18 protein-coding genes, 3 pseudogenes and 1 riboswitch are annotated in these 21,850 nt (G+C 71.4%); of the genes and pseudogenes, 7 read left to right on the top strand and 14 right to left on the bottom strand.

All coding sequences use genetic code 11. The annotated features are described in order from the left end of the window. Positions 1–291: 291 nt before the first annotated feature. Positions 292–537 (bottom strand): DUF7848 domain-containing protein, encoded by a 246-nt coding sequence (locus tag MDN94_RS00645; protein ID WP_482724060.1) that lies wholly within the window; start codon positions 535–537, stop codon positions 292–294. Then, entirely contained in the window at positions 525–776 is a 252-nt protein-coding gene (locus tag MDN94_RS00640; protein WP_482724059.1) for a hypothetical protein, read from the bottom strand. The genes MDN94_RS00645 and MDN94_RS00640 overlap by 13 nt, the downstream gene beginning before the upstream one ends. A gap of 273 nt (positions 777–1,049) precedes the next feature. Between MDN94_RS00640 and MDN94_RS00635 the strand changes: the two genes are divergently transcribed. The 3 genes from MDN94_RS00635 to MDN94_RS00625 all read left to right on the top strand — a co-directional run bounded on the left by MDN94_RS00635 (position 1,050) and on the right by MDN94_RS00625 (position 2,961). Further along, on the top strand, positions 1,050–1,769 hold the full coding sequence (locus MDN94_RS00635; protein ID WP_482726959.1) for an XRE family transcriptional regulator: 720 nt from the start codon (positions 1,050–1,052) through the stop codon (positions 1,767–1,769). Between the two features lie 2 nt (positions 1,770–1,771). Next, positions 1,772–2,242 carry an NUDIX domain-containing protein gene (locus tag MDN94_RS00630; protein ID WP_482724058.1) on the top strand — a complete coding sequence of 157 codons (471 nt, stop codon included), beginning with the start codon at positions 1,772–1,774 and terminating at the stop codon, positions 2,240–2,242. Positions 2,243–2,571: 329 nt separating this feature from the next. Next, positions 2,572–2,961 carry a hypothetical protein gene (locus tag MDN94_RS00625; RefSeq protein ID WP_482724057.1) on the top strand — a complete coding sequence of 130 codons (390 nt, stop codon included), beginning with the start codon at positions 2,572–2,574 and terminating at the stop codon, positions 2,959–2,961. Between the two features lie 200 nt (positions 2,962–3,161). On the opposite strand, the pseudogene MDN94_RS00620 reads toward MDN94_RS00625, so the two are convergent. The 3 genes and pseudogenes from MDN94_RS00620 to MDN94_RS00610 form a co-directional block, all read right to left on the bottom strand. Further along, positions 3,162–4,467: pseudogene (locus MDN94_RS00620) on the bottom strand (tyrosine-type recombinase/integrase). Next, positions 4,467–4,691, bottom strand: a complete 225-nt coding sequence (locus MDN94_RS00615) for a helix-turn-helix domain-containing protein (RefSeq protein ID WP_482724056.1) — start codon at positions 4,689–4,691, stop codon at positions 4,467–4,469. Before MDN94_RS00615 ends, MDN94_RS00620 begins: the two are co-directional and overlap by 1 nt. After that, positions 4,691–5,521 (bottom strand): annotated as a pseudogene (locus MDN94_RS00610) (replication initiator); the annotation flags it as partial. The pseudogene MDN94_RS00610 and the gene MDN94_RS00615, both read right to left, overlap by 1 nt. Positions 5,522–5,604: 83 nt before the next feature. Between MDN94_RS00610 and MDN94_RS00605 the strand changes: the two are divergent. Beyond that, positions 5,605–5,820 (top strand): annotated as a pseudogene (locus MDN94_RS00605) (serine hydrolase); the annotation flags it as partial. 135 nt (positions 5,821–5,955) lie between these two features. On the opposite strand, the gene MDN94_RS00600 reads toward MDN94_RS00605, so the two are convergent. The 3 genes from MDN94_RS00600 to MDN94_RS00590 all read right to left on the bottom strand — a co-directional run bounded on the left by MDN94_RS00600 (position 5,956) and on the right by MDN94_RS00590 (position 11,050). Next, positions 5,956–9,180 carry an FG-GAP-like repeat-containing protein gene (locus tag MDN94_RS00600; protein ID WP_482724055.1) on the bottom strand — a complete coding sequence of 1,075 codons (3,225 nt, stop codon included), beginning with the start codon at positions 9,178–9,180 and terminating at the stop codon, positions 5,956–5,958. A 204-nt stretch (positions 9,181–9,384) separates the two neighbouring features. After that, complete coding sequence (locus MDN94_RS00595) at positions 9,385–9,696, bottom strand: hypothetical protein (RefSeq protein WP_482724054.1); 312 nt, start codon at positions 9,694–9,696, stop codon at positions 9,385–9,387. A gap of 91 nt (positions 9,697–9,787) precedes the next feature. Continuing rightward, on the bottom strand, positions 9,788–11,050 hold the full coding sequence (locus MDN94_RS00590) for a cytochrome P450 (RefSeq protein ID WP_482724053.1): 1,263 nt from the start codon (positions 11,048–11,050) through the stop codon (positions 9,788–9,790). 329 nt (positions 11,051–11,379) lie between these two features. On the opposite strand from MDN94_RS00590, the gene MDN94_RS00585 reads away from it, so the two are divergent. Next, the gene (locus tag MDN94_RS00585) at positions 11,380–12,549 is read left to right on the top strand and encodes a steroid 3-ketoacyl-CoA thiolase (protein WP_482724052.1); all 1,170 of its coding nucleotides are present in this window, start codon (positions 11,380–11,382) and stop codon (positions 12,547–12,549) included. Positions 12,550–12,652: 103 nt separating this feature from the next. Here MDN94_RS00585 and MDN94_RS00580 read toward each other — a convergent pair whose 3' ends face one another. The 6 genes from MDN94_RS00580 to MDN94_RS00555 all read right to left on the bottom strand — a co-directional run bounded on the left by MDN94_RS00580 (position 12,653) and on the right by MDN94_RS00555 (position 20,055). After that, positions 12,653–13,504, bottom strand: a complete 852-nt coding sequence (locus MDN94_RS00580) for an ECF transporter S component (RefSeq protein WP_482724051.1) — start codon at positions 13,502–13,504, stop codon at positions 12,653–12,655. Then, positions 13,501–15,336 (bottom strand): ABC transporter ATP-binding protein, encoded by a 1,836-nt coding sequence (locus MDN94_RS00575; RefSeq protein WP_482724050.1) that lies wholly within the window; start codon positions 15,334–15,336, stop codon positions 13,501–13,503. The genes MDN94_RS00580 and MDN94_RS00575 overlap by 4 nt, the downstream gene beginning before the upstream one ends. Further along, entirely contained in the window at positions 15,333–16,457 is a 1,125-nt protein-coding gene (locus MDN94_RS00570) for an energy-coupling factor transporter transmembrane protein EcfT (protein WP_482726958.1), read from the bottom strand. Before MDN94_RS00570 ends, MDN94_RS00575 begins: the two co-directional genes overlap by 4 nt. A 308-nt stretch (positions 16,458–16,765) precedes the next feature. After that, entirely contained in the window at positions 16,766–17,428 is a 663-nt protein-coding gene (locus tag MDN94_RS00565; protein WP_482724049.1) for an SCO2322 family protein, read from the bottom strand. Next, positions 17,428–18,663 (bottom strand): SCO2321 family membrane protein, encoded by a 1,236-nt coding sequence (locus tag MDN94_RS00560; RefSeq protein ID WP_482724048.1) that lies wholly within the window; start codon positions 18,661–18,663, stop codon positions 17,428–17,430. Before MDN94_RS00560 ends, MDN94_RS00565 begins: the two co-directional genes overlap by 1 nt. A 143-nt stretch (positions 18,664–18,806) precedes the next feature. Then, positions 18,807–18,879, bottom strand: a riboswitch (cobalamin riboswitch). A 114-nt stretch (positions 18,880–18,993) separates the two neighbouring features. Then, a complete protein-coding gene (locus MDN94_RS00555; RefSeq protein ID WP_482724047.1) occupies positions 18,994–20,055 on the bottom strand; it encodes a Strvi_7410 family MBL fold metallo-hydrolase in 1,062 nt (353 codons plus the stop codon). An 80-nt stretch (positions 20,056–20,135) separates the two neighbouring features. Between MDN94_RS00555 and MDN94_RS00550 the strand changes: the two genes are divergently transcribed. Further along, a complete protein-coding gene (locus MDN94_RS00550) occupies positions 20,136–21,596 on the top strand; it encodes an aldehyde dehydrogenase (RefSeq protein ID WP_482724046.1) in 1,461 nt (486 codons plus the stop codon). Next, positions 21,596–21,829: a ferredoxin gene (locus tag MDN94_RS00545; RefSeq protein WP_005318281.1), complete on the top strand. Its 234-nt coding sequence runs from the start codon at positions 21,596–21,598 to the stop codon at positions 21,827–21,829. The genes MDN94_RS00550 and MDN94_RS00545 overlap by 1 nt, the downstream gene beginning before the upstream one ends. Positions 21,830–21,850 lie beyond the last annotated feature (21 nt).

Here is a 21,850-nt window from a genome sequence, read left to right as displayed (position 1 = left end):
CGGACGCCCATGGTTGCTGCCTGGCTGGGGGCCGTGACGATGGAGATAACTGGGCTGATGCCGGTGCGGGGTTGAGCGAGACACACGTGGCGGGTAATCGGTCGGCGCGCCCGCCGTCGTGGCTGACTTTCTGCGGCTGAGGCCCGAACCGCATGGCCATGGGCACGGCACGCACGTAAGGGCCCGCCCCTGCCAGGGCTGACGAGGAGGGGGAGCCTCGATCGGCCGCGCCCGGCAGGGACGGGAGTCGGGTGGGTCAGCGCGGTGCGGCGCCTGGGCGAGCGAGGCGGGTCACGTCTGGCGCCAGGTCCGCCACGGGCGGGTGATGATCTCCCGGTAGGTGTGGTGGGACGGGTTCTGACCGCAATGCCGCAGCACCCAGTCCTGCGGTTCGGCGAAGTCCTCGCTCGTCGGCGAGGTCTCTCCGTCCACGGCGCACTGCATCGCGTACAGGACCGGCTCCGCATCCGGCTCGCGGTCGGGCTGGAGAGTCCAGGTCTCGTAGCGCAGGACCGAGCGAGGGGTCACCACCCCCACCGCCGGTTGGCCACGGCCACCTTCGCGCTCAGCTCCTCCGTCGGAGTCGGCGGACGAACGTCCTCGGGCGGCACGTCCCACTCCAGGCCACCGTGCGGTGGCCGAAGCTGCACGTACGGCCCCACATGCCCCATCACCACGCCCACCTTGCCGCTCCGCCGGTCGACCACCAGGCCGCCGACATCGGGCGAGACGGTGCGCCCGTCGGCATCAGGGGTGGGGGCCGTCATCGTGACCACCCCGGCAAGGCGGCGCGCGACCGGGCGTCCAGTCGCAGGGCGGGAACACATGGGGTGGCGCTCATTCGCACGGTGACGCTCCTCGGCCGCGTTGATGCGTGCCCCTGGGCCCGTCGGTGCCGCAGGGTCGGCACCGATCCTCACGCCGGTCACCGGGACGAAGGAACCTCCACCAAACCCCACTTCAGGACGTCCTGCACCGTGTAGAACGTCCCTAGTGCCGTCCTGAGACGAAAGGGGAGACTCGTGCCGAACGAGAGACTACGAGCCGTCATGGCAGCCGGAGGCTGGACGTACGCCGCACTCGCTCAGCAGGTCGAGGTCGACCCCAAGTCGGTCGAGCGCTGGGTGAACCTCGGGCGCACCCCACGCCGTGCCACAGCCCTGCAGGCGGCCAAGGCCCTGGGAGAAGACGTGCACGCACTCTGGCCGGCGCTCCGCCAGGCCCGCCCCGCCCGCGCCATCAGCCCTGAGTTGGTGGCGCTCTACGAGCAGCGGGCCGACCTCCCCGTCTCGGCGTTCACCGACCTGATGGCCCAGGCCCGGGAACGGATCGACATCCTCGTCTACGCGGCCGTCTTCCTCCACGAGGCGTACCCGCGGCTGAACGAACTCCTCTCCGAACGTGCCGCCGAAGGCTGCACCGTCCGCATCGCGATCGGGGACCCCGACAGCGACACCGTCCAAGCCCGCGGCCAGGAAGAGCGGTTCGGCCACGGCATCGAATCCCGCTGCCGCCTCGCGCTCATGCACTACAAGCCGCTCGCCAGCACCCCCGGCATCGAAGTCCGCACCCACGGCACCACGCTCTACAACTCCCTCTACCGCGCCGACGACCAGCAACTCGTCAACGCCCATGTCTGGGGCGTCAACGCGTACGCCGCCCCCGTATGGCATCTTCGCCGACACGAGACAGGCGGCATGTTCGACACCTATGCCGAGAGCTTCAACGCCGTGTGGACGACGGCAACCCCCGTACGAGAGGAAGGCTGACCGTGGCCCGCACCGAGTACTACGACGACCCGAACGCGCCCAAGCCGAACAGCATGGTCGTCGCCGCCTCCGCCGTCGTCACCGACGACCACGGGCGCATCCTCCTCCAGCGCCGCCGCGACAACGACCTATGGGCCCTGCCCGGCGGCGGCATGGACCTCACCGACTCCCTGCCCGGCACGGCCGTCCGCGAGGTCAAGGAAGAGACCGGCCTCGACGTAGAGATCACCGGCCTGGTCGGCACCTACACCGACCCGAAACACATCATCGCCTACACCGACGGCGAGGTCCGCCGCCAGTTCAACGTCTGCTTCACGGCCCGCATCACTGGCGGCCGGCTGGAGATTTCCGACGAGTCCACCGAGCTCCGGTTCGTGCCGCCGGACGAGATCGAACAGTTGCCGATGCACCACACCCAACGACTCAGGCTCCAGCACTTCCTGGAACAGCGCGAAAGGCCCTACTTGGGCTGAACCGCCTGACGGTAGTAGCGACGGCAACAACCCCGCACAACCACGGACACCCACGCACCTCAAACTCGGCCAGCGATGCAGCGGATCACACCATCAGTGGAATCGGCGGCAACACGGATGAATTGGGCCGGTACTTGGCTGGTCAGCGCGACTTGGGAATGACCCATGTCGACCGAAGGAATCCAGGAACAACTGCCAGGCGCGATGAGAGTAGAGTGGATTCAAGGGGTAGAGGCGTGACGATCGTCCAAAACTCCTACATGGTTCACGCTTATCATCAGTCGTTGGACGAGTTCAATAGCATCTTCAATTCGCTGGGGTGAGGCCGCATGTATAGGAGGGTTCGCCTCAGGCGTTCGGGTGAAAGCTACGTACTCAGCCTCGCTCCGGCCCAATTCGAACTGACCAGAAGGGTGCTCGTGGATCTTTATGGCGGCAGTCACTCTTCGGAGGTGGTGGCCGTCGTGGCGGGTGGCGCGTCGGCGGAACTTCTCGAACTGAGGGAGCGAGAAGCGGACTTCCGGTCGCGCTCGAACATTGAGGTGGCGTTGAGTCACTCCGACCTTCGGGCGTTGTATGGGGCCCTGGCGTTCGCCTTCTTGAATCGCTCGTCGGAAGAGGCGTTTCATAACAGGTACGGCTTCTACAGCGAGAATGTCCAGGCTGTGGGGTGGGCGATCTGTGCGGCTCTCCAAGAGGCAGGGAACTCGATGAAGTGATTCTTCCTCGGATTGAGGTGAATACTTGATCCGGGCTTACAATTCTAGAGGGTTTGCTCGTTTCGAGTCTGATCGCGTAACGGGTATGCCCCAGAGCTGAATTCCGAGTTCACTAGGATTTCAGCAGCAAATATGAAGCCCCGTCAGGCGAGCCCTGGCGGGGCTTCTGCATGGGGTGACGACAGTAGTTGACGGCAACGTCAGCGGACGATGGCTCCGCACAGCGGCGGGTCATCGCCGTCGTCGCGGGTCGACACGGCGTTGGCAGGCCCGTCCAGGGCGGTGCTCAGGGTGTCGATGGCGTTGCGCTGGAGGCGGAGCCGGACGTGGGCGTAGACGGTGGCGGTGACGCCGATGTGGGCGTGGCCGATGAGTTCCTTGATCACGACGAGTTCGACGCCTTGTTCCAGGAGCAGGGTGGCGGTGGAGTGTCTGAGGTCGTGGAAGCAGATGCGGCGGAGGCCGGCCTTGCGGAGGAGCCTGGTGAAGGTGCGCGTGAGGTTGGTCGGATCGATTGGCCCGCCCTGCGCGGTGGTGAACACGTGCCCGCTGTGCTGCCACGCGGTGCCCGCAGTTTCCCGCTCGCGCTGCTGCTCGCGGTGGAACTTCAGCGACTGGACGCAGCGGGCTGGGAGGGCGATGCGGCGCTCGGAGGCTCGCGTCTTGGTGGGCAGTGTGGTGAGCCCGCCTGCACTGCTGCGCTGAAGCGTTCGGCGGATGGCGGCGGTGCCTGCGTCGAGGTTGAGGTCTTCCCAGCGCAGTCCGAGGAGTTCGCCCTTGCGGAGTCCGGTGTGGAGAGCCAGTTCGAACAGGGCGTGCAGCCGGTGACCTTCCGCGGCTGTGAGGAGCTGGCGGGCTTCGTGGGCGGTGAGGGGTTCGAAGCGTTGGGGCCGAGGTGTGCCGGTGCGGACGTTGCGGGCGACGTTGCGCGGGATCTCCTCTTCGCGGACGGCGTGTTCCAGGGCGGACTTGAGTACGGAGTGGATGTAGGTGAGCGTCAGCGGGGAGAGCAGCTTGTGGCAGCACTGGCCGGCCGCGCAGCAGCGGGGCTCATCGCGGGCCTTATCGATGCCGCGGGTGCAGCACTGGCAGGTGGTGCGGAGCTGGTTGAGCCAGGTGCGGACGTCCTTGGCGGTGAGCTTGGTGAGCTTCTTCTTGCCCAGGCCGGGGATCAGGTACTGGTCGACGCAGGCGGTGTAGCGGGTGTGGGTGTTCTCGCGGAGGTGGTGGACGGCGACGTTCTCCAGCCAGTACGTCAGGTACGCGGCCAGGCTGCCCTGCGCGGAGGGGACGGGGAGGCCGCGGTTGCTGGCGGCGATCTTGTCGGTGAGCTTGGCCAGTGCTTCCTTGCGGGTGCTGCCGTAGACGCGGATGCGCTTGCGGGTGTTGCCGGGGGCGAGGACGTAGCCGGCGGCTTCCCAGAGTCCGTCTTTGCGCTGGTAGACGGTTCCGTCGACCGTTGGCGCGGATGCGGCGGGAGGGGCTGAGGTCGCAGGGCGTGGTCATCAGGCGGCTTCCTGGTCGAGGCGGGCGCGGATGAAGTCGGTGAGGGCGTGGGTGGGGATGCGGCGGGCGCGGCCGAGGGTGATCGAGGCGAGCTGGCCGGAGCGGAGCAGGTCGTAGACGGCGGAGCGGCCGAGCTGGAGGCGGGCCATCACCTGGGGGACCGTGAGCAGATCCAGCGCCGGTGCCGCCTCCGCACAGGGGACGGTGGTCGGGGGCGAGGCCATCAGCAGCCCCCTTCGGCTGCGAACTGCCGTTCCAGTTCCCTGCGGTGCCAGACGTGGGCGGCGAGGAGCGCGGCGCCGGGGCTGTATCCCGAGCCGAGGTAGTCCCACTGGCCGACGACCAGCGTGGTGGCCGGGTCGTGCTCGGGCAGGCCGGCGTGGGCGCGGGCCTGTGAGGTGCGCCAGGCGTGGCAGGCGTCGCGTAGCGCGCCCAGGGTGGTCGAGTAGGAGCGGGACTTGGTGGAGAAGTGGCCCCGGAAGCCGAGCATGTGCGCCCACTTCCAGAGCTTGAGGTGGGCGAACTCGGGCAGCCTGTCCAGCTCCCAGCAGGTGCGGATCATCTGCCGCACGTGCCGGGCGACGGCGAGCCGGGGCAGCGGCCGGGCCTGCCCGGTGCCGTCGCACGCGGTGCACGGGAGCGGGGTTCCGTGGGGGAGGACGGTGGCGCCGCGTCCCTGGCAGGGGCGGCAGAACAGGGCGCGGTCGAGGGTGCCGGAAGCGTTGGCGGACTTGGTGGCGTACTTCGCCACGTACGCGGCGACCGCCTGGTCGGTCAGTTCGGCGGCGGCGCCAAGAGCAGTGATTTCGCGCACGTCGAGCTGCTGGCCCCAGGTAAGTTCGCGTTCCCCGACCGCGTCGGAGCCGATGGAGATGCGGGCGCGCGGCGCGGCGGCCCTGATGGCGTCGGTGAGCATGGCGGAGGTGGCGTGGGCCGGCGGGGGTTGGGTGCTGCCGTCGGGGCCGTCGAGGCGGATGACGCCTTGGAAGTGGACCAGGCCGCGCTTCTGGTACTCGGCGACCTTGGCGAAGGACACCCGCAGCACAGCGCGGGAGCGAGGACGTATCCGGCGGCCTCCCAACGGCCGACACCACGTCTCCCCGGGCGTTCGCCACCGGCGCCGACGCGGCGCGGGTCCGGGCGGGCGTGCCGAAGGGCTGGACCGTGGCCGACAAGACCGGGACGGGCTCCTACGGCACGCTCAACGACATCGCCGTCGTGTGGCCCCCGAAGTCGGCGCCGCTCGTCATCTCGATCATGTCCAGCAAGACCACGGAGGACGCCGCCTACGACCAGGCCCTCATCGCCGAGGCCGCGGCGTACGCGGTGGCAACGCTGGCTCCGAAGGGGTAGAGCCCGCGGTGAGGACCATGCGGGCGCATCGACATGATGACGCCGCACGGCCGCTGGGCGCAGAGGCCACCCCCATGAAAGGAGTCAGCCGTCGGCGCACCGATCGCGCCGACGGCGAACTCCCCTCACTTGGCGTCAGAACAGGCCCTTGAATCCGCTCCAGCCACCGGTGCCGACCAGCACCCGGCCGCCGTACGTACCGGAGCCGGTGGAGGCGTACCGCCACAGCTTCCCGGCGGTGTCCCGAGCCAGCAGATCGGCGCGTCCGTCACCGGACAGGTCACCGGTCCCGACGAGAGCCGAGTAGACGCTCCACCCGCCGCCAACGCGCACCCGCGGGGTCACGCCACCGGTGGACGTCCCGTAGTACCGCCACAGCACACCGGCGGAGTCGACGCCGAGCAGGTCGCCACGCCCGTCCCCGTTCAGGTCCCCGGCGCCGGCGATCCGCTTGTACAGCTTCCAGTTGGTCCCGATCCGCACCCGTGACTTCAGCCGGTGATCGGCCGTACCGGCGTAGAAGTACATGTCACCGGTGGACGCCTGCCGGGCAATCAGATCCACGAATCCGTCGCCGTTGACATCGCCGGACGACGTCAGCTGGTCGTATTGCCCCCAGCCGGATCCGATCAGCGTGTAGGGCGACGAAGCGGTGACGATCTTCCCGCACCCGGGCCGGTACGCCCGCAGCTGGTCCCCGACCCGCGCCAGCACGTCCCCGCACCGGTCGCCGTTCACGTCCCCGAAGGGCACCAGCACGGAGTTGGCGGCGAACGGGTCACCGGATCCGGCGACACGGGAGGACAACCCGCCCGTACCCGTCCCCCGGTACAGCGACACGGCCCCGACGGAGTCGGTCACCAGCAGGTCACCGAACCCGTCGTCCCCGGCCATGTCCCGCCACACCGGGGCAGCACCGCGCACGGCCACGGTCCCGGAGGCCGCGAGGTCCACACCCTGTCCGTCGGCCGGCTTGACGGCCAGGCTCCATGTGTAGGCCCCGTTGACCACGAGCTTCCCGCTCGCGTCCTTCCAGTCCCACGACGGCGCGACCAGACCCCGGGCCTCGCCTCCGGTCAGGGTCCGCACGATCTTCCCGGTGGCCTTGTGCTTCAGCACCAGTGCCCAGGAGGCACCCGGCTTCGACAGCCACCACCGCGGCTTCCAGGCCCCGGCCTTGATGTCGGCGGCCGGGGTGTCGGCGTCGATGACGGCGATCCGGGAGGCGGGAACGCCGGACGGGACGATCCGCACCCGCCGGTCCTCGCCCGTGTAGGCGATGTGGCCGCCGAAGCGGTCCACCGTCCACCCGGACCGGCGTCCGGTCCGGTCCCCGAGCTCGGCGGCGGTGGCGACCACTCGCTGGGGCAGGTCCGCCTCCTTGCCGCTGGCCGGGAGGCCGCCTTGCAGGTCGACGAGAGTGAGGCCGGTCGCGGCAGAGCGGCGGACGAGGTAGCCGTCGCCGAGGAGCGTCGAATCGGCGCCGAGCCTCAGGGAGCTCTTCGTCTGGCGGTCGTAGACGCCGGCGCCCTTGAAGTCGTGCCAGTAGTTGCTGCACCGCCAGTACACCCAACGTCCCACGGCCTGGAGTCCGCTGGGGACGCAGCCCGGGTCGAAGGACTCGCCGGCCGCACCCGTGGACAGGTTCTTCGCAGCCACCTGGGTCGGCACGTCCGAGCCGGTGTTGTCCCACCTGCCGAGGGCGCTCCACAGTGTGTTGCCCCAGACGGAGGCCGCGACCGGCTCTCGCTTCAGGAGCACGCTCCCGGTGTCGGCGTTCTTGAAGTGGAGGACCGCCTGTTCACCGCCCGACGCCTGGTTCACGACACCGAACCGGCCGGAGAGGTCGATGAGTTGTGGGCTGCCGAGTCCGGAGGTCACCCTCGGACCCCAAGGAGCGGCGCCGTTCCGATAGAGCATGGTGACGTCCTGCTCGGTTCCGGCCCTGCGGCCGTGGTGACCGTCGCCGCTCGCGAACATGGTCACGCAGTAGCCGTTCTCGGCGTCGCCGCAGTCGCTGTCGCGGCCCTCCACGAGGCCGTCGACGGTCGAGTTCAGCTCCTCAGGGCGGCCGGAGGTCTTCAGCCAGGTACTCCGGTAGCCGCCGACGTAGGTGTGCGGCATGAAGAGCTTCGAGTCGTCGGCCGTGGTGAGAATGCCGCTGCCCAGCGAGATACCGGCCGGCTCGGCCTCCCGGTGCCCGATGTCCGCGAGGCGCTTGCGGGCGACGGTGCCGTCCGTGGCGGGCGTGAAGAGGTAGTACCCCCAGTCGAGGGCCCCGTAGGGGGTGCGCTCTTCCGCGCCTGCCACAAGGAGCGAGCCGTCGGGCGTGCGGTGCAGGGAGGTGGAGGCGACGGCCAGCAGGGATTTCCTGCTGCCCGTGGCGTCGCGCAGCAAGAGTTGGTTGCCCCGGTACTCGTTGTCGCCGGGGTTGGGCGGGGTCACGGTGACGAAGGCCTCGTCGAGGGGCCGGACGACGTCGTCGTTGGAGGCCACGTCCCGCAGGTCGAGGGTGGTCGGTTCAGCGTCCAGGTCGTCGCGGCGGTACACCTGCGCGGCGTCGCTGGACGGGGCGCCGAGGTGGAAGACGGTGTCCCGGTCGAAGGAGACGCTATCGCCGCGCGTGGAGAGTGCCTTGACGCTCCCGGTAGCGAGGTCGACGACCCACCAGCCCTGGGACATCGTGGTGTCTTCCCATTTGATGCCCCGGACGGCGACGGACCGCGCGTCGCCCTCGCTGATGGTGAGGCTCCATCCCTCCGGCAGGCCTTCCAGTTGCTGGTCCCGCACCTCGCCGTTCTCCAGGTGCAGGAGGTGCAGGCTCGTCACGGCCCTGTCGGTACCGGTCCGGGTGATGACGGTGTCGCCGTAGGTCGCGACGTACGTCTGGCCCTCCGGGATCGGGACGGTGGCCGCCGGTCCGCCGCCGGCTCGCTGCTGGAGCGTCACGTGCGGGGCCGGGGATTGCTTGTAGAGGGCGACGGTGTCGGATCCGTGGCCGAAGTCCGCCGGATACTTGTCGAAGCGGAAGTCGTCCACGTCGTAGGCGAGCGGCTCGGGCAGCCGATGGTCGAGGACGGTCGTCGCACCAGTGGCGTAGTCGATCCAGCGCAGGCGGTCGTCGCCCTCCTGTGCGGTGAGGAAGCCGGTCTCGCCGGCGTTCAGGACGATGGTGGCGCGGGGCACGAAGCGTGCGCCCGGGCTGATGACGACGGGATCGGCGGACGCGCCGGGTACCTCGGCGACGGCCGGCCCCGCGGTGGCGCCGCCCCCGGCGGTGACGGTGAGTGCGACGGTGAGAGCGGTACGGCCGAGCGCGCGCCGACGGCGCCCGGCCCGCTTGTTCAGCGGACGAATCACGAAAGAAGTCCCTCCCCAGGGCGCTCGGCGCAGAGGGGGCGTTCACAGAGTCGCCGCTCGTCCCTGCGCGAGCAGGGCGACAGTAGCAGGCGGGATCACCGCACACCTCGCGAAACTGCAGCTTGAACAACCCGGTGGGGAGTCGGCGGCCTCGGCAATGTCGTCGGGGATTGCCAAGGCACTGCAGGGCGCCAAGAGCTTCGGCTACCGCTGGTCCGACCGTCGATGTGCGCGCCGGACGAGCATGACTACGGTCGTCATGCCCAGGACGACGAACCCGAGCGCCCCAGCCACCCCGGCTTCGAACGGCGGGCCGGTGATCGGCACGACGAGGGTCTCACCGGATGTCGTTGTCACCTCACAACCCCGTCCAGTGATCGTGGTGCCGTTGAAGTCCGGATGCAGCTGTCCCTCCAGGCACTGTTTTGCCTGAAGGTTGGTCGCCGTCGCCCAAACGAACAGACCGCCGCAGAGCAGCATCCCGATAAGCAGGACTCTGCCGATCGGCAGTTTCATGGCAAGAACCTTTCCCGTCTGGGGGGCGACTGCAGCATACGGTTGCAAGGCCGACCAACCAGCAACCAGGTGAACCTTCCCGGTCACCGCACTAGCCGTGCGGGTCTGCGGCGCCCGTGGTGACCTGGAGTTCCTTGATTCCGTTCAGCCACGGCGAGCGCAGGCGGCGGGGGTCGCCTGCGAGGCGGAGGTCCGGGAGGGTGTCGGCTATCGCGTCGAAGATCAGGTTGATCTCCATGACCGCCAGGGACTTGCCCAGGCAGAAGTGCGGACCTCCGCCGCCGAAGCCGAGGTGGGGGTTGGGGTCGCGGGTGATGTCGAAGCGTTCCGGGTGGTCGAAGACCGCGGGGTCGTTGTTGGCGGAGGAGTAGAAGAGGCCGACGCGGTCGCCCTTCTTGATGCGGGCGCCGCCCAGGACGACGTCCTGGGTCGCGGTGCGCTGGAAGGAGACGACGGGCGTCGCCCAGCGCACGATCTCCTCCGCCGTCGTGTCGGGGCGCAGCCGCTTGTAGAGCTCCCACTGCTCCGGGTGGGTCAGGAAGGCGTGCATCCCGTGGCTGATCGCGTTGCGGGTGGTCTCGTTCCCGGCCACCGCCAGCAGGATGACGAAGAAGCCGAACTCGTCCGAGGACAGGTTGCCTTCGCCTTCGGCCGCGACGAGCCGGCTGACGATGTCCTCGGCCGGGCACTCCTTCCGCGCCGCCGCCAGGTTCATCGCGTACGAGACGATCTCCATCGCCGCCTCCGTGCCGACCTCCTCCGTGATGGCGTACTCGGGGTCGTCGTACGCGGCCATCTTGTTGGACCAGTCGAAGATCTTGGACCGGTCCTCCTGGGGGACGCCGATGAGTTCGGCGATGGCCTGGAGGGGGAGTTCCACGGCGATGTTCGTGACGAAGTCGAAGCTGCCGTCCGGCTTCGCGCCGCTCCGGGCCGTCTCGACGATCGAGCGCGCCCGCCGGCGCAGCGCGGCTTCCAGGGAGCGCACGGCGCGCGGGGTGAAGCCGCGCTGGACGATCTGGCGGACCCGGGTGTGCTCGGGCGGGTCCATGTTCAGCATGATCAGCTTCTGGACCTCGATCTGGTCACGGCTGATGGACTCGTTGAAGCGGATGACGGCCGTGTTGGTCCAGGAGGAGAAGAGCTCCGGGTGCGTGGAGACGTGCCGGACGTCCGCGTGCCGGGTGACGACCCAGTAGCCCTCGTCGTCGAAGCCGGAGATGCCGGCGGGCTGTTCGCACCACCAGACCGGCGCGGTGCGCCGCATCTCGGCGAACTCGGGATGGGGGACACGGGCCTGGAGGAGATCGGGGTCGGTGAAGTCGAACCCTGGGGGCAGGTGGGGGCAGGACATCGGCAGCTCCCGCTTCAGCTTCGGGTCGCGGCCTGACGGTCTGATGGGCCATCAGGAAGTGGCCGAAAGGTAGTAACGAGTTCTACAAGTAGCAAGGCTCACGGTAGGAACTGTTGCCTGCGGGGGGTGCAGTAAGAGGCGTGCAAGACCCTTGCGTACCGGCGGTAGCACTCATAAGACTTCTTGCAGAACTAGAACGCGTACCAGTTCGCCGTGTTCGCCGGTTCACCGGTTCGCGAAGTTCGAGAGTCCGGAGAGTCCACAGTTTCGAGAGTTCGGCCCTGAAGGGCGCCGGGACGCCCGGACGGCCGCGAGGAGAGGACGAGCTCATGGCCGCGGAACCCGTCATCGTCGAAGCCGTACGTACGCCCATCGGCAAGCGGGGAGGACTCCTCGCCAACCTCCATCCCGCCTACCTGCTGGGCGAGACCTACCGTGAACTCCTCGCGCGCACCGGCATCCACGCCGACTGCGTCGAGCAGATCGTCGGCGGCACGGTCACCCACGCCGGCGAGCAGTCCATGAACCCCGCGCGCACCGCCTGGCTCACCGTCGGCCTGCCCTACGAGACGGCGGCCACCACCGTCGACTGCCAGTGCGGCTCTTCCCAGCAGGCGAGCCACATGGTCGCCAACATGATCTCGGCCGGGGTCATCGACATCGGCATCAGCTGCGGCGTCGAGGCGATGTCGCGGGTGCCGCTCGGCAGCGGGTCCAAGCACGGCCCCGGGAAACCGTTCCCCGACGAGTGGAACGTCGACCTCCCCAACCAGTTCGAGGCCGCCGAGCGCATCGCCCGCCGCCGGGGACTGACGCGGGAGGACGTGGACCGCCTCGGACTGCTGTCCCAGCAGCGGGCCGCGACCGCGTGGAGCGAGGAGCGCTTCAAACGCGAGACGTACGCCGTGCAGGTACCGACCACGGAGCAGGAACAGGCCGCGGGACAAGGGATGTGGCGGCTCGTCGACCGGGACGAAGGACTGCGCGACACGTCGGCGGAGGCGCTCGCGGGTCTGAAACCGGTCATGCCGACCGCCGTCCACACGGCCGGCAACTCGTCACAGATCTCCGACGGCGCGGCCGCCCTCATGTGGGCGTCCAAGCGCATGGCGCGGGCGCTCAAGCTGAAGCCACGGGCCCGTATCGTCGCGCAGGCCCTCGTCGGCGCCGACCCTCACTACCACCTCGACGGCCCGATCGACGCGACCCGGGCGGTGCTGGGCAGGGCCGGCATGTCGCTCAAGGACATCGACGTCATCGAGATCAACGAGGCGTTCGCCTCTGTCGTGCTCAGCTGGGCGCAGGTGTTCGAGCAGGACCTCGACAAGGTCAACATCAACGGCGGTGGCATAGCCATCGGGCACCCGGTCGGTGCGACGGGCGCCCGGCTCATCACCACGGCGCTCCACGAACTGGAACGGCAGGACAAGGAGTTCGCGCTGATCGCCATGTGCGCGGGCGGCGCGCAGGCGACCGGCACGATCATCCAGCGGATCTGAGGGGTGCGCGGCGCGGGTCGCGGGGGGCGCCGGGTCCGGCGCCGCGGGCTGCCGGGGTCGGACTGCGGTACGGCTCCGGGGCCGTGCCCGAGCCCCCGTCGGCTCACGGGCGCGGGTCACCGCCCGGCGCCTCGAACGTGGCCCGCGCCTCGAACGCCGCCCGCCGTGTCGCCCGCCTCAGCGCCTTCAGCAGCGTCGCGCCGATGGTGAACGTCAGCACCACCGTCAACAGCGCACGGCCGAGGTCCCAGCCGAGGGACGTGGCCGCGCAGTACGCGAGGAAGCGGACCAGGTTCTCGTGCACCGGATCACCGGCGTGGAAAGAGATGCCGGACGACATGCCGCTGATGATCGTCCAGCCGTACAGGTTCATGACCGTGCCGTAAGCGAACGCCGCGAGCGCCCCGTACGCGGCGAGCATCAGCAGCTCCGCCCGTCCCCGCAGCCGCTCCGGGCCCGGCAGCAGGCCCGCGCCCATCGTGAACCAGCCCATGGACAGCATCTGGAACGGCATCCACGGCCCCACGCCCCCCGTCAGCAGCGCGGACGCGAACATGGTGACGGCGCCGAGCACGAACCCGAAACCGGGACCAAGGACCCGGCCGCTCAGGACCATCAGGAAGAACATCGGCTCCAGCCCGGCCGTCCCCGCCCCGAGCGGTCTCAGCGCCGCCCCGACCGCGGCCAGCACCCCGAGCATCGCCACCGCCTTCGCGTCCATGCCGCTGTCGGCGATCGTCGCGACGACGACGGCGACCAGGAGCGGGAGCAGCGCACCGAACAGCCACGGCGCGTCGCCGGAGTGCGCCGCGAGCCCCGAGTTCTCCCCGGCGAGCAGCGGCCAGCCGAAGAAGACCACGCCGATCGCGCTGATCAGGACGAGCGCGGCGACCGAGCGGGGGCCGAGGCGGACGGGACGGGTGACCCCCGGCGTGGGCGGGACGGGGGTGCTCACGGGGCTTCCTCCAGGGCCGCCTCGACCTGGGAGACGGTGAGCCACGGCTGCGGCGCGAGGATCTTGGCGACCTGCGGCGCGAAGGCGGGCGAGGAGACCACCACTTCGGCCGTCGGTCCGTCCGCGACCACTTCGCCGCCCGCCAGGATCACCACCCGGTGCGCCAGTTCGGCGGCCAGCTCCACGTCATGGGTCGCCAGGACGATCGCGTGCCCGTCCTCGGCGAGACCCTTCAGCACGGCCACCAGCCGGGCCTTCGCCGCGTAGTCCAGGCCACGGGTCGGCTCGTCGAGGAGCAGCAGCGCAGGGCGGCCGGTGAGCACGATCGCCAGCGCGAGCGCCAGACGCTGCCCCTCCGACAGGTCACGGGGGTGGGTCCCGTCGGGCACGCCCGGCAGCAGCTCGGTGACCAGTGCCAGGCAGGTGCCGGGGGCCGCGTCCGCGTCCGAGTCGGCGGCCGCGCATTCGGCGGCCACCGTGTCCGCGTAGAGCAGGTCGCGGGGCTCCTGCGGTACGAGCCCGACCTGCCGGATCAACTCGCGCGGGTCCGTGCGGTGGGGGGTGCGGCCGCCGACCGTGACCGTCCCCGTCGTCGGCTCGACCATGCCGACGAGGGCGTTGAGCAGCGTCGACTTGCCGGCACCGTTGCGGCCCATCAGGGCGACGGTCTCGCCGGGGGCGACGGCCAGGTCGACCCGCCGGAGTGCCTCGACGCGGGCGCGGCGGACGGCGAGGGCGGTGGTGGTGGCGACGAGGTGGGTGGCTTGCGATGCCGAAGCCGCGGGGGGTGGGGAGGTGCGGAGGAGGCGGGCGAGGAGGCGGTGCGCAGGGCCGCTGCGCGGGGCCTGTTCCCCACCCGTCCCCCTACGGCCTGGCGGCAGTGGGAGGACCCCCGCTTGCCGAAACCGGACTCCGCCCGGACCCGGTACCGCGCTTCGCACGGTGTCCTCAATCGCCGGACGGGCCCAATTTCGCGCGAAAGCAGCCTCCCCGGCGCCCGGGGGCAGCGCGACCGTACCCGCCAGGCGATCACGCAGCGCGCCCGCGCGGCGGCGGGCGTCGCGGACCGACAAGGGGATCGGGGACCAGCCCGCCAGGCGGGCCAGCGTCACCACCGGTGGGCGGACCGGCGAGTCGGCCATCACCGTGGCCGGATCGCCGACGACGGGCCCGGCCCCGCGCGCGGGCAGGAGCACCACCCGGTCCGCGTACTGGACGACCCGCTCCAGGCGGTGTTCCGCCATCAGCACCGTCGTGCCCAGGTCGTGGACGAGGCGTTGCAGCACCGCGAGGACCTCCTCCGCCGCCGCCGGGTCCAGCGCCGACGTCGGCTCGTCGAGCACGAGGACCTTCGGGTGCGTCGTCAGCACAGAGCCGATCGCGACACGCTGCTGCTGGCCGCCGGACAGCGTCGCGATGGGTCGGTCGCGCAACTCCACCAGACCCAGCAGGTCGAGCGTCTCCTCGACCCGCCGCCGCATCACGCCGGGGGCGAGGCCCAGCGACTCCATGCCGTACGCGAGTTCGTCCTCGACCGTGTCGGTGACGAAATGGGCGAGCGGGTCCTGACCCACCGTGCCGACCACGTCCGCGAGTTCGCGCGGTCTGTGGGTGCGGGTGTCCCGGCCGCAGACCGTGACCCGGCCGCGCAGCGTCCCGCCCGTGAAGTGCGGTACGAGCCCGGACACCGCGCCGAGCAGGGTCGACTTCCCCACGCCGGACGGGCCGACGAGCAGGACCAGTTCACCTTCCGGGACGGTGAGGTCGATGTTCTCCAGTGTCGGCGCGGCAGCGCCCTCGTACGTCACGGAGACGTTCTCGAAGCGGATCACCGGGACGACTCCTTGGCTCCTACGGGAACCGGCGCGACGAACGCCGGAAGCAGACCGATCAGCACGGACAGCGCGGGCCACAGCGGCAGTTCGGGCGGCGTCAGCGGTACGACGCCGGGGTGCAGCGCCTCGCTCCCCGGTACGGTCGCCGCCCGGATCATCAGCGCGGCGACGGCCGCGCCGGAACCGGCCACCAGCCAGGACCGCGCACCCCACCGGTCAGGTCGGTATCGGCTGCGGACCGAACGCCGGCCGCCCAGCCACAGGCCACCGGCCGCCGCTGCCAGCCCGCCGACCAGCAGCGGTACGCCGTAGCGTGCGCCCTCCGCGGCGAGCAGCCCGTACGATCCGGCGCACACCCCGAGCAGCCCGCCCATGGTGAGCGCCGTCGTGGTGTGCCGCACGGCGGGCGGCACCTGGGCGGTGCGGCCGTAACCGCGGGCGTCCATGGACGCGGCGACCGCGACGGACCGCTCCAGCGCGCCCTCCAGGACCGGCAGCCCGATCTGGGCGACGGCCCGCACCCCGCCGGTCGGGCGGCCCCGCAGGCGGCGGGCGGTGCGCAGCCTGAGGACGTCCGCGACCATGTTCGGCGCGAACGTCATCGCGACGACGACCGCGACGCCGGCCTCGTACAGCGCGCCCGGCAGCGACTTGAGGAGCCGTGCGGGGTTGGCGAGGGCGTTGGCGGCGCCGACGCAGATGAGCAGGGTCGCCAGTTTCGCGCCGTCGTACAGCGCGAACACGATCTGCTCGGCGAACACCCGCCCCCCGATCCGCACGCCGTCCGCCCAGCCGGGCATCGGCACCTCGGGGAGCGTGAACAGCACGTGCGTACCGGCGATGGGGGAGCCGAGGGCGACGGAGAAGAGGACGCGTACGCCGATGACGAGCAGCCCGAGCTTGACGAAGGCGCCGTAGGAGCGGGCCCACGGGGCGTCGGTACGGCGGGCGGCCACGACGTAGCCGGCGACGCCGACGAGCAGCCCGAGGAGGAGGGGGTTCGTCGTCCGCGAGGCGGCGACGGCCAGCCCGAGCGCCCACAGCCACCAGGCGCCGGCATGCAGGGCGTTGCTCCGACTCGCGACGGGGGCGCGGAGCCCGCGGAGCGCGTTGATCAGGGGGCGCGTTCCGTGGCCGGGGCCGTGTGGTGCGACGGCCCCGTGCGCTGCGGGCCGGTCCGGGGCCTGACCGGGCGCGAGGGGCGCGCCGGCCCGGCGGGGTGCGCCGGGGCGCCGGTCCGGGGCCCGTGCCTCGATCGCCGGCGGGGCTGGATCTGCCGGGTCGTTCGGTTGAGCGCGCGGCGTGGGAGCCGTGGGCGTGGTGGGGCCGTCGGGTGCGCCGGCCCCGTGCGGTGCGCCGGGGCGCCGGCCCGGGGCCCGTGCCTCGATCGCCGGCGGGGCTGGATCTGCCGGGTCGGGGCGGGCGGTCATCGGTTGGTGCGGCGGGAGCGCCACACCGCCGCTCCGGCCAGGGTCAGGACCGCCGCGATGCCCGCGTAAACGCCCACCGACGGGCCGTCGTCCCCGGTCGGTTCCTTCGTCGTGGCCACGGCCGTGCTCGAGCCGGTGCCGGGAGCCGGCGGGTCGGCCGGCAGGGCCTGGTCGCCGCAGCCGGAGGCCGGGTAGCCCGAGATCCCGCACAGCAGCGCCTCGCTGTTGTAGCGCAGCGGCTTCGCCACCTGCGCCAGTGCCTCTGCCGTCGTCGCCTCCGGGGCGACCCGCGCGCACGCCGTGCGCTGTGCGGGCGGCGTATCGCCCTGCGGGGCGTCCGACGCCGTGCCGAAGTCGATGACGAGGGCGAGCCGCTTCGTGCCGTCCTTCGCGGGCGTTCCCGCGCAGATCGCGGCGAAGTCGGGCGCCGTGCGCGGGGTCGCCGCGTCCCCGCTGTCCTCGCTGACGGAGAACCGGAAGCCGTGCACGGACCCGTCGGCCGGGCGGGCGGTCGCCGGGCCCTCCGTGGCGTACGTCCACTCGCCGCCGCTGCTCTTCCAGAACGACCAGTAGCGGTAGCCCGCGGCCTGTGCGGGAGCCGCGACGGCCACCGTGAGCAGGGCGCACAGGCCGAGAAGGGCGAGGAAGCGGGCGCGCATCAGCTCTGGTTCTTCCTGCGGCCGCTGATCAGGAATCCGACACCGACGGCCGCGACGAAGAACACGCCCACGATCCACCAGGTCGAGGAGGACGAGTCGGAGGAGTCGGAGGAGTCCTCGCTCTTCGCGGAGGCGGACGGCGAGGCGGCCGCCTGCGGGGCGGGACCGGTCGAGTTCAGGGCCGCGACCAGGTCCTGGCCGCCGAAGGCCTTCGGATCGGCGCCGGCCGCGCGGGCGGCGAAGATCAGCTGGGCGTAGGCGGCGGGGCCGTTCTGCTTCGCCCAGGCCGCCGAGTTCTGCTGGAGCCACGACAGCGGCTTCTTCACCTGCTCGGCAAGGCCCTGCGCGGACAGCGCGACGATCGCGTCGGCCGTGTTGCCGAAGTCCGGCGCGGGTGAGGAGTCGTCGGCGCCCGGCATCGGCGGGGTGTCGAAGTGGCCCTTCTTCGCCAGTCCGTTCGCGAGGTACGCCGCGCCGTTGTGCGCCGCGCCCTTGATGTCGGTGGCCTTCTCGCAGGCCGTGCCCTTGGCGTCCTCGGTGCCGGCGCCGGTCGCCGCCAGGCCCTTGCCGTGGGCTGCGAGCACGGCCGCCGCGGTGGAGTCGGCGACGATGCCGGGGGACGCGACCTGGTAGACGAACGCGCCGCCGTCCTCGCCGCCGCAGGGCTTCGCGAACGTCAGCAGCGCGTCGTAAGGGGTCTTGCCGCCCTTGGACTTCGCGGCGGCGGGCTGCTCGCCGGCCGCGGCGAGCGCGCCGATGACGACGGACGTCGAGTTGGCGTCGCTCGCGCCGCCCGGGTTGTAGCCCCAGCCGCCGTCCTCGTTCTGCACGGACTTCAGCCAGCCGACGGTCTTGTCGACCACGGAGTCCTGCCCGCCGAGCGCGGCGAGCGCCTGCACGGCGGCGGCACTGGCGTTGGTGTCGAGCGGCAGCTTCGCGTCGCAGTCCTTCGCGGTGTCGGCACGGTACGAGGGGAAGCCGCCGCCCGCACACTGCTGCCCGGTCAGGAAGGCGACCGCCGCGTCCGCGGGCCTCACGCCGGTGGTGTCCTGGGCGAGGAGGGCGAGCGACTGCCGCCACACACCGTCGTAGGTCGGGTCGCCCTTGCCGTAGAGACCGGCGGGCAGCTTTGCGGACGGGGCGGGGGAGGGGGCCGCGAAGGCGGCGGGTGCGGCGGACAGGCCGAGCACGGCGGAGGCGACGAGCGCGGCTGCGCCGCGGCGAACGGTGGTCATGGCGGGCGGTGCCTCTCCTGCGGTACTCCCGGCGGGATCCGGGCACGGGCACGCTCAGGCACCTGGGCTCCGGCTCCGTATGCCTCGACGGTGCCGGTCACCGGCGGGCTGCCGGTGACACGAGCCGGTCACGACCTCGTACGGGGCATTCCGACTTGCCACCACGGACGGCGGCTCACGGTTGCGGGTCAGCGCCGGATTTCCACCGGCTTCCCCCCGTACGGGCAATGATGACGACGGCGCCACTCTACCGGCCGGTCGCGTACCCGGACGTGGGGCGCCCGTCACACCGCTGTCCATCGGCCAGGCTCCCCGGACGTGGGGCGCCCGTCACACCGCCACGTACCGGGCCGGCTCCCCGCCCGCCGCGACCTCCGCGCGGCCGAGCTTCACCAGCCGCCGCAGATGCGCCTCCGCCTCGGACACGGCGATGTTGCGGGAGCCGTACGGGATCTGCTCCCAGGGTCTGTTCCACTCCATCCGCTCGGCGACCTGCCAGGCCGTGAGCGGCGTGGCCAGCAGTGTCAGCAGTCCGGTGAGCCGCTGCTCGTGGTGGGCGAGCAGTTCACGTACCCGGTCCCGGGCGCCGGTGAAGGCGTGCTGGTGGGCGGGGAGCACTTCGGCGGGGGCGAGCCGGCCGACGCGTTCCAGGGAGTCGAGGTAGTCGCCGAGGGGGTCGGTGACCGTGGCGTCGTCGGGGTCCTCGTAGAGGCCGATGTGCGGGGTGATGCCGGGCAGGAGGTGGTCACCGGAGAAGAGGCGGCCGTTGCCGGGACGGCCCGCCGGATGGGCTTCTTCGAGGTGGAGGCAGACATGGCCGGGAGTGTGGCCGGGCGTCCATACGGCCCGCAGTCTGCGGCCCGCCAGGTCGAGCAGTTCGCCGGGGACTATCTCCCGGTCCGGCAAGGCCGGGCGCAGGCCGGGCAGCCCGCCCCCGCCACCGGCGGCCCGTGCGGCTCTCAGGGGTGCGATGTGCGACTCGGGCGCCCCGGCGCGGGCGAGTTTGCCGGCGAGGTAGTCGAGCCACAGCCCCGGTTCCGCCTCCCGGGTGCGGCGCACGACGGTGGCGTCCGCGGCGTGCATCGCGATCCACGCCCCGGACACCTCGCGGACGCGGCCGGACAGCCCGTGGTGGTCGGGGTGGTGGTGGGTGACGACGACACCGTTGATCTCGGCGGGCGAGGTGCCGCAGGCGGCCAGCCCCGCAGAGAGCGTGTCCCAGGCCGTCGGGTCGTCCCAGCCGGTGTCGACGAGGACCGGCCCACGATCGGTGTCGAGGAGGTGCACCAGGGTGTGGCCGAGCGGGTTGTCAGGGATGGGGACGCGCAGCGAGCGGACGCCGCCGCCGTGGTCGGTCACATGCCCAGCCGCTGCCCCGTCCGTCGACGCCATGCCCATTGCCCCCTGTAACTGGAACTGATATCAGTTCTGAAACTGTGTCAGATAGTGCGCCCCGGCGGGAGGCAGCAGTCATGACCGAGCTCGTGGAACACGGAGAACTGTTCATCGGCGGCGAGTTGACGGCCCCCCTCGGCACGGAAGTGATCGAGGTGGTCTCCCCGCACACCGAACAGGTCCTCGGCCGCGTCCCGCACGCCTCACGCGCCGATGTGGACCGGGCGGTGGCCGCCGCGCGCCGGGCCTTCGACGAAGGGCCCTGGCCGCGCACCACGCTCGCGGAGCGGATCGAGGTCGTCGGCCGGATCAAGGACGCAGTCGCCGTACGGCACGAGGAGATCGCCCGGTCCATCAGCGCGCAGAACGGCTCCCCCTACTCGTGGAGCGTCCTCGCCCAGGCGCTCGGCGCGATGATGGTCTGGGACTCGGCGATCTCCGTCGCCCGGGACTTCACGCACGAGGAGCGGCGCAGCGGCGTCCTCGGCCCGATCCTGGTGCGGCGCGAGCCGGTGGGTGTCGTCGCGGCCGTCGTGCCGTGGAACGTCCCGCAGTTCACCGCCGCCGCCAAGCTCGGCCCCGCGCTGCTCGCGGGCTGCACCGTCGTCCTCAAGCCGTCGCCGGAGACGCCCCTCGACTCGTACATCCTCGGCGACATCGCGCGGGAGGCCGGACTGCCGGAGGGAGTCCTGTCGATCCTGCCCGCGGGCCGTGAGGTCAGCGAGTACCTGGTCGGGCACAAGGGCGTCGACAAGGTCTCCTTCACCGGCTCGGTCGAGGCCGGCCGCCGGGTCATGGAGGTCGCTTCGCGCAACCTCACCCGCGTCACCCTCGAACTCGGCGGCAAGTCGGCGGCCGTGATCCTGCCCGACGCCGACCTCGCCAGCGCGGTCGCCGGGATCGTCCCGGCCGCCTGGATGAACAACGGCCAGGCCTGCGTGGCCCAGACCCGCATCCTCGCGCCCCGCAGCCGCTACGACGAGATCGCGGAGGCCTTCGCCGCCGCGGCCTCCGCGCTCGTCGTCGGCGACCCCCTCGACCCGGCCACCCAGGTCGGCCCGCTGGTCGCCGAGCGCCAGCAGCGGCGTTCCCTGGACTACATACGCGTCGGGCAGGAGGAGGGCGCCAAGATCCTGTGCGGGGGCGGCCGTCCGGCCGGACGGGACCGCGGCTGGTACGTGGAGCCGACCCTCTTCGGCGGCGTCGACAACTCCATGCGGATCGCCCGCGAGGAGATCTTCGGCCCGGTGATCTGCCTGCTCCCGTACGGAGACGAGGACGAGGCCGCCGCGATCGCGAACGACTCCGACTACGGCCTCAGCGGCAGCGTGTGGACGGCCGACGTCGAGCACGGCATCGACTTCGCACGCCGGGTGCGGACCGGCACCTACAACGTCAACACCTTCAGTCTCGACATGCTCGGCCCCTTCGGCGGCTACAAGAACAGCGGCGTGGGCCGTGAGTTCGGTCCCGAGGGCTACGGCGAATTCCTCGAGCACAAGATGATCCACCTGCCCGCCGGACACGGGGGCCACTGATGGGGGACCGCTGGCGCGTCGAGGTGGACCGCACCCTGTGCATCGGCTCCGGCATGTGCGTCGGCCACGCCCCGGACAGCTTCGACCTCGACGCGGCACGCCAGTCGCACGCGCGGGCCACCACGGCCGACGCCGACGAGAAGCTCCTCGCCGCCGCCGAGAACTGCCCGGTGGAAGCCATCACGCTCACCGCGGCGGACAGCGGCGAGCCCGTCTTCCCGCCGGAGGAGTAGCCGCTGCGCCCGGAGTTCCGC

This window comes from Streptomyces sp. WAC00040, from assembly GCF_056835925.1.
The sequence above is the reverse complement of the archived record's forward strand: the minus strand, read 5'-3'. Positions and strand labels throughout refer to the sequence as shown.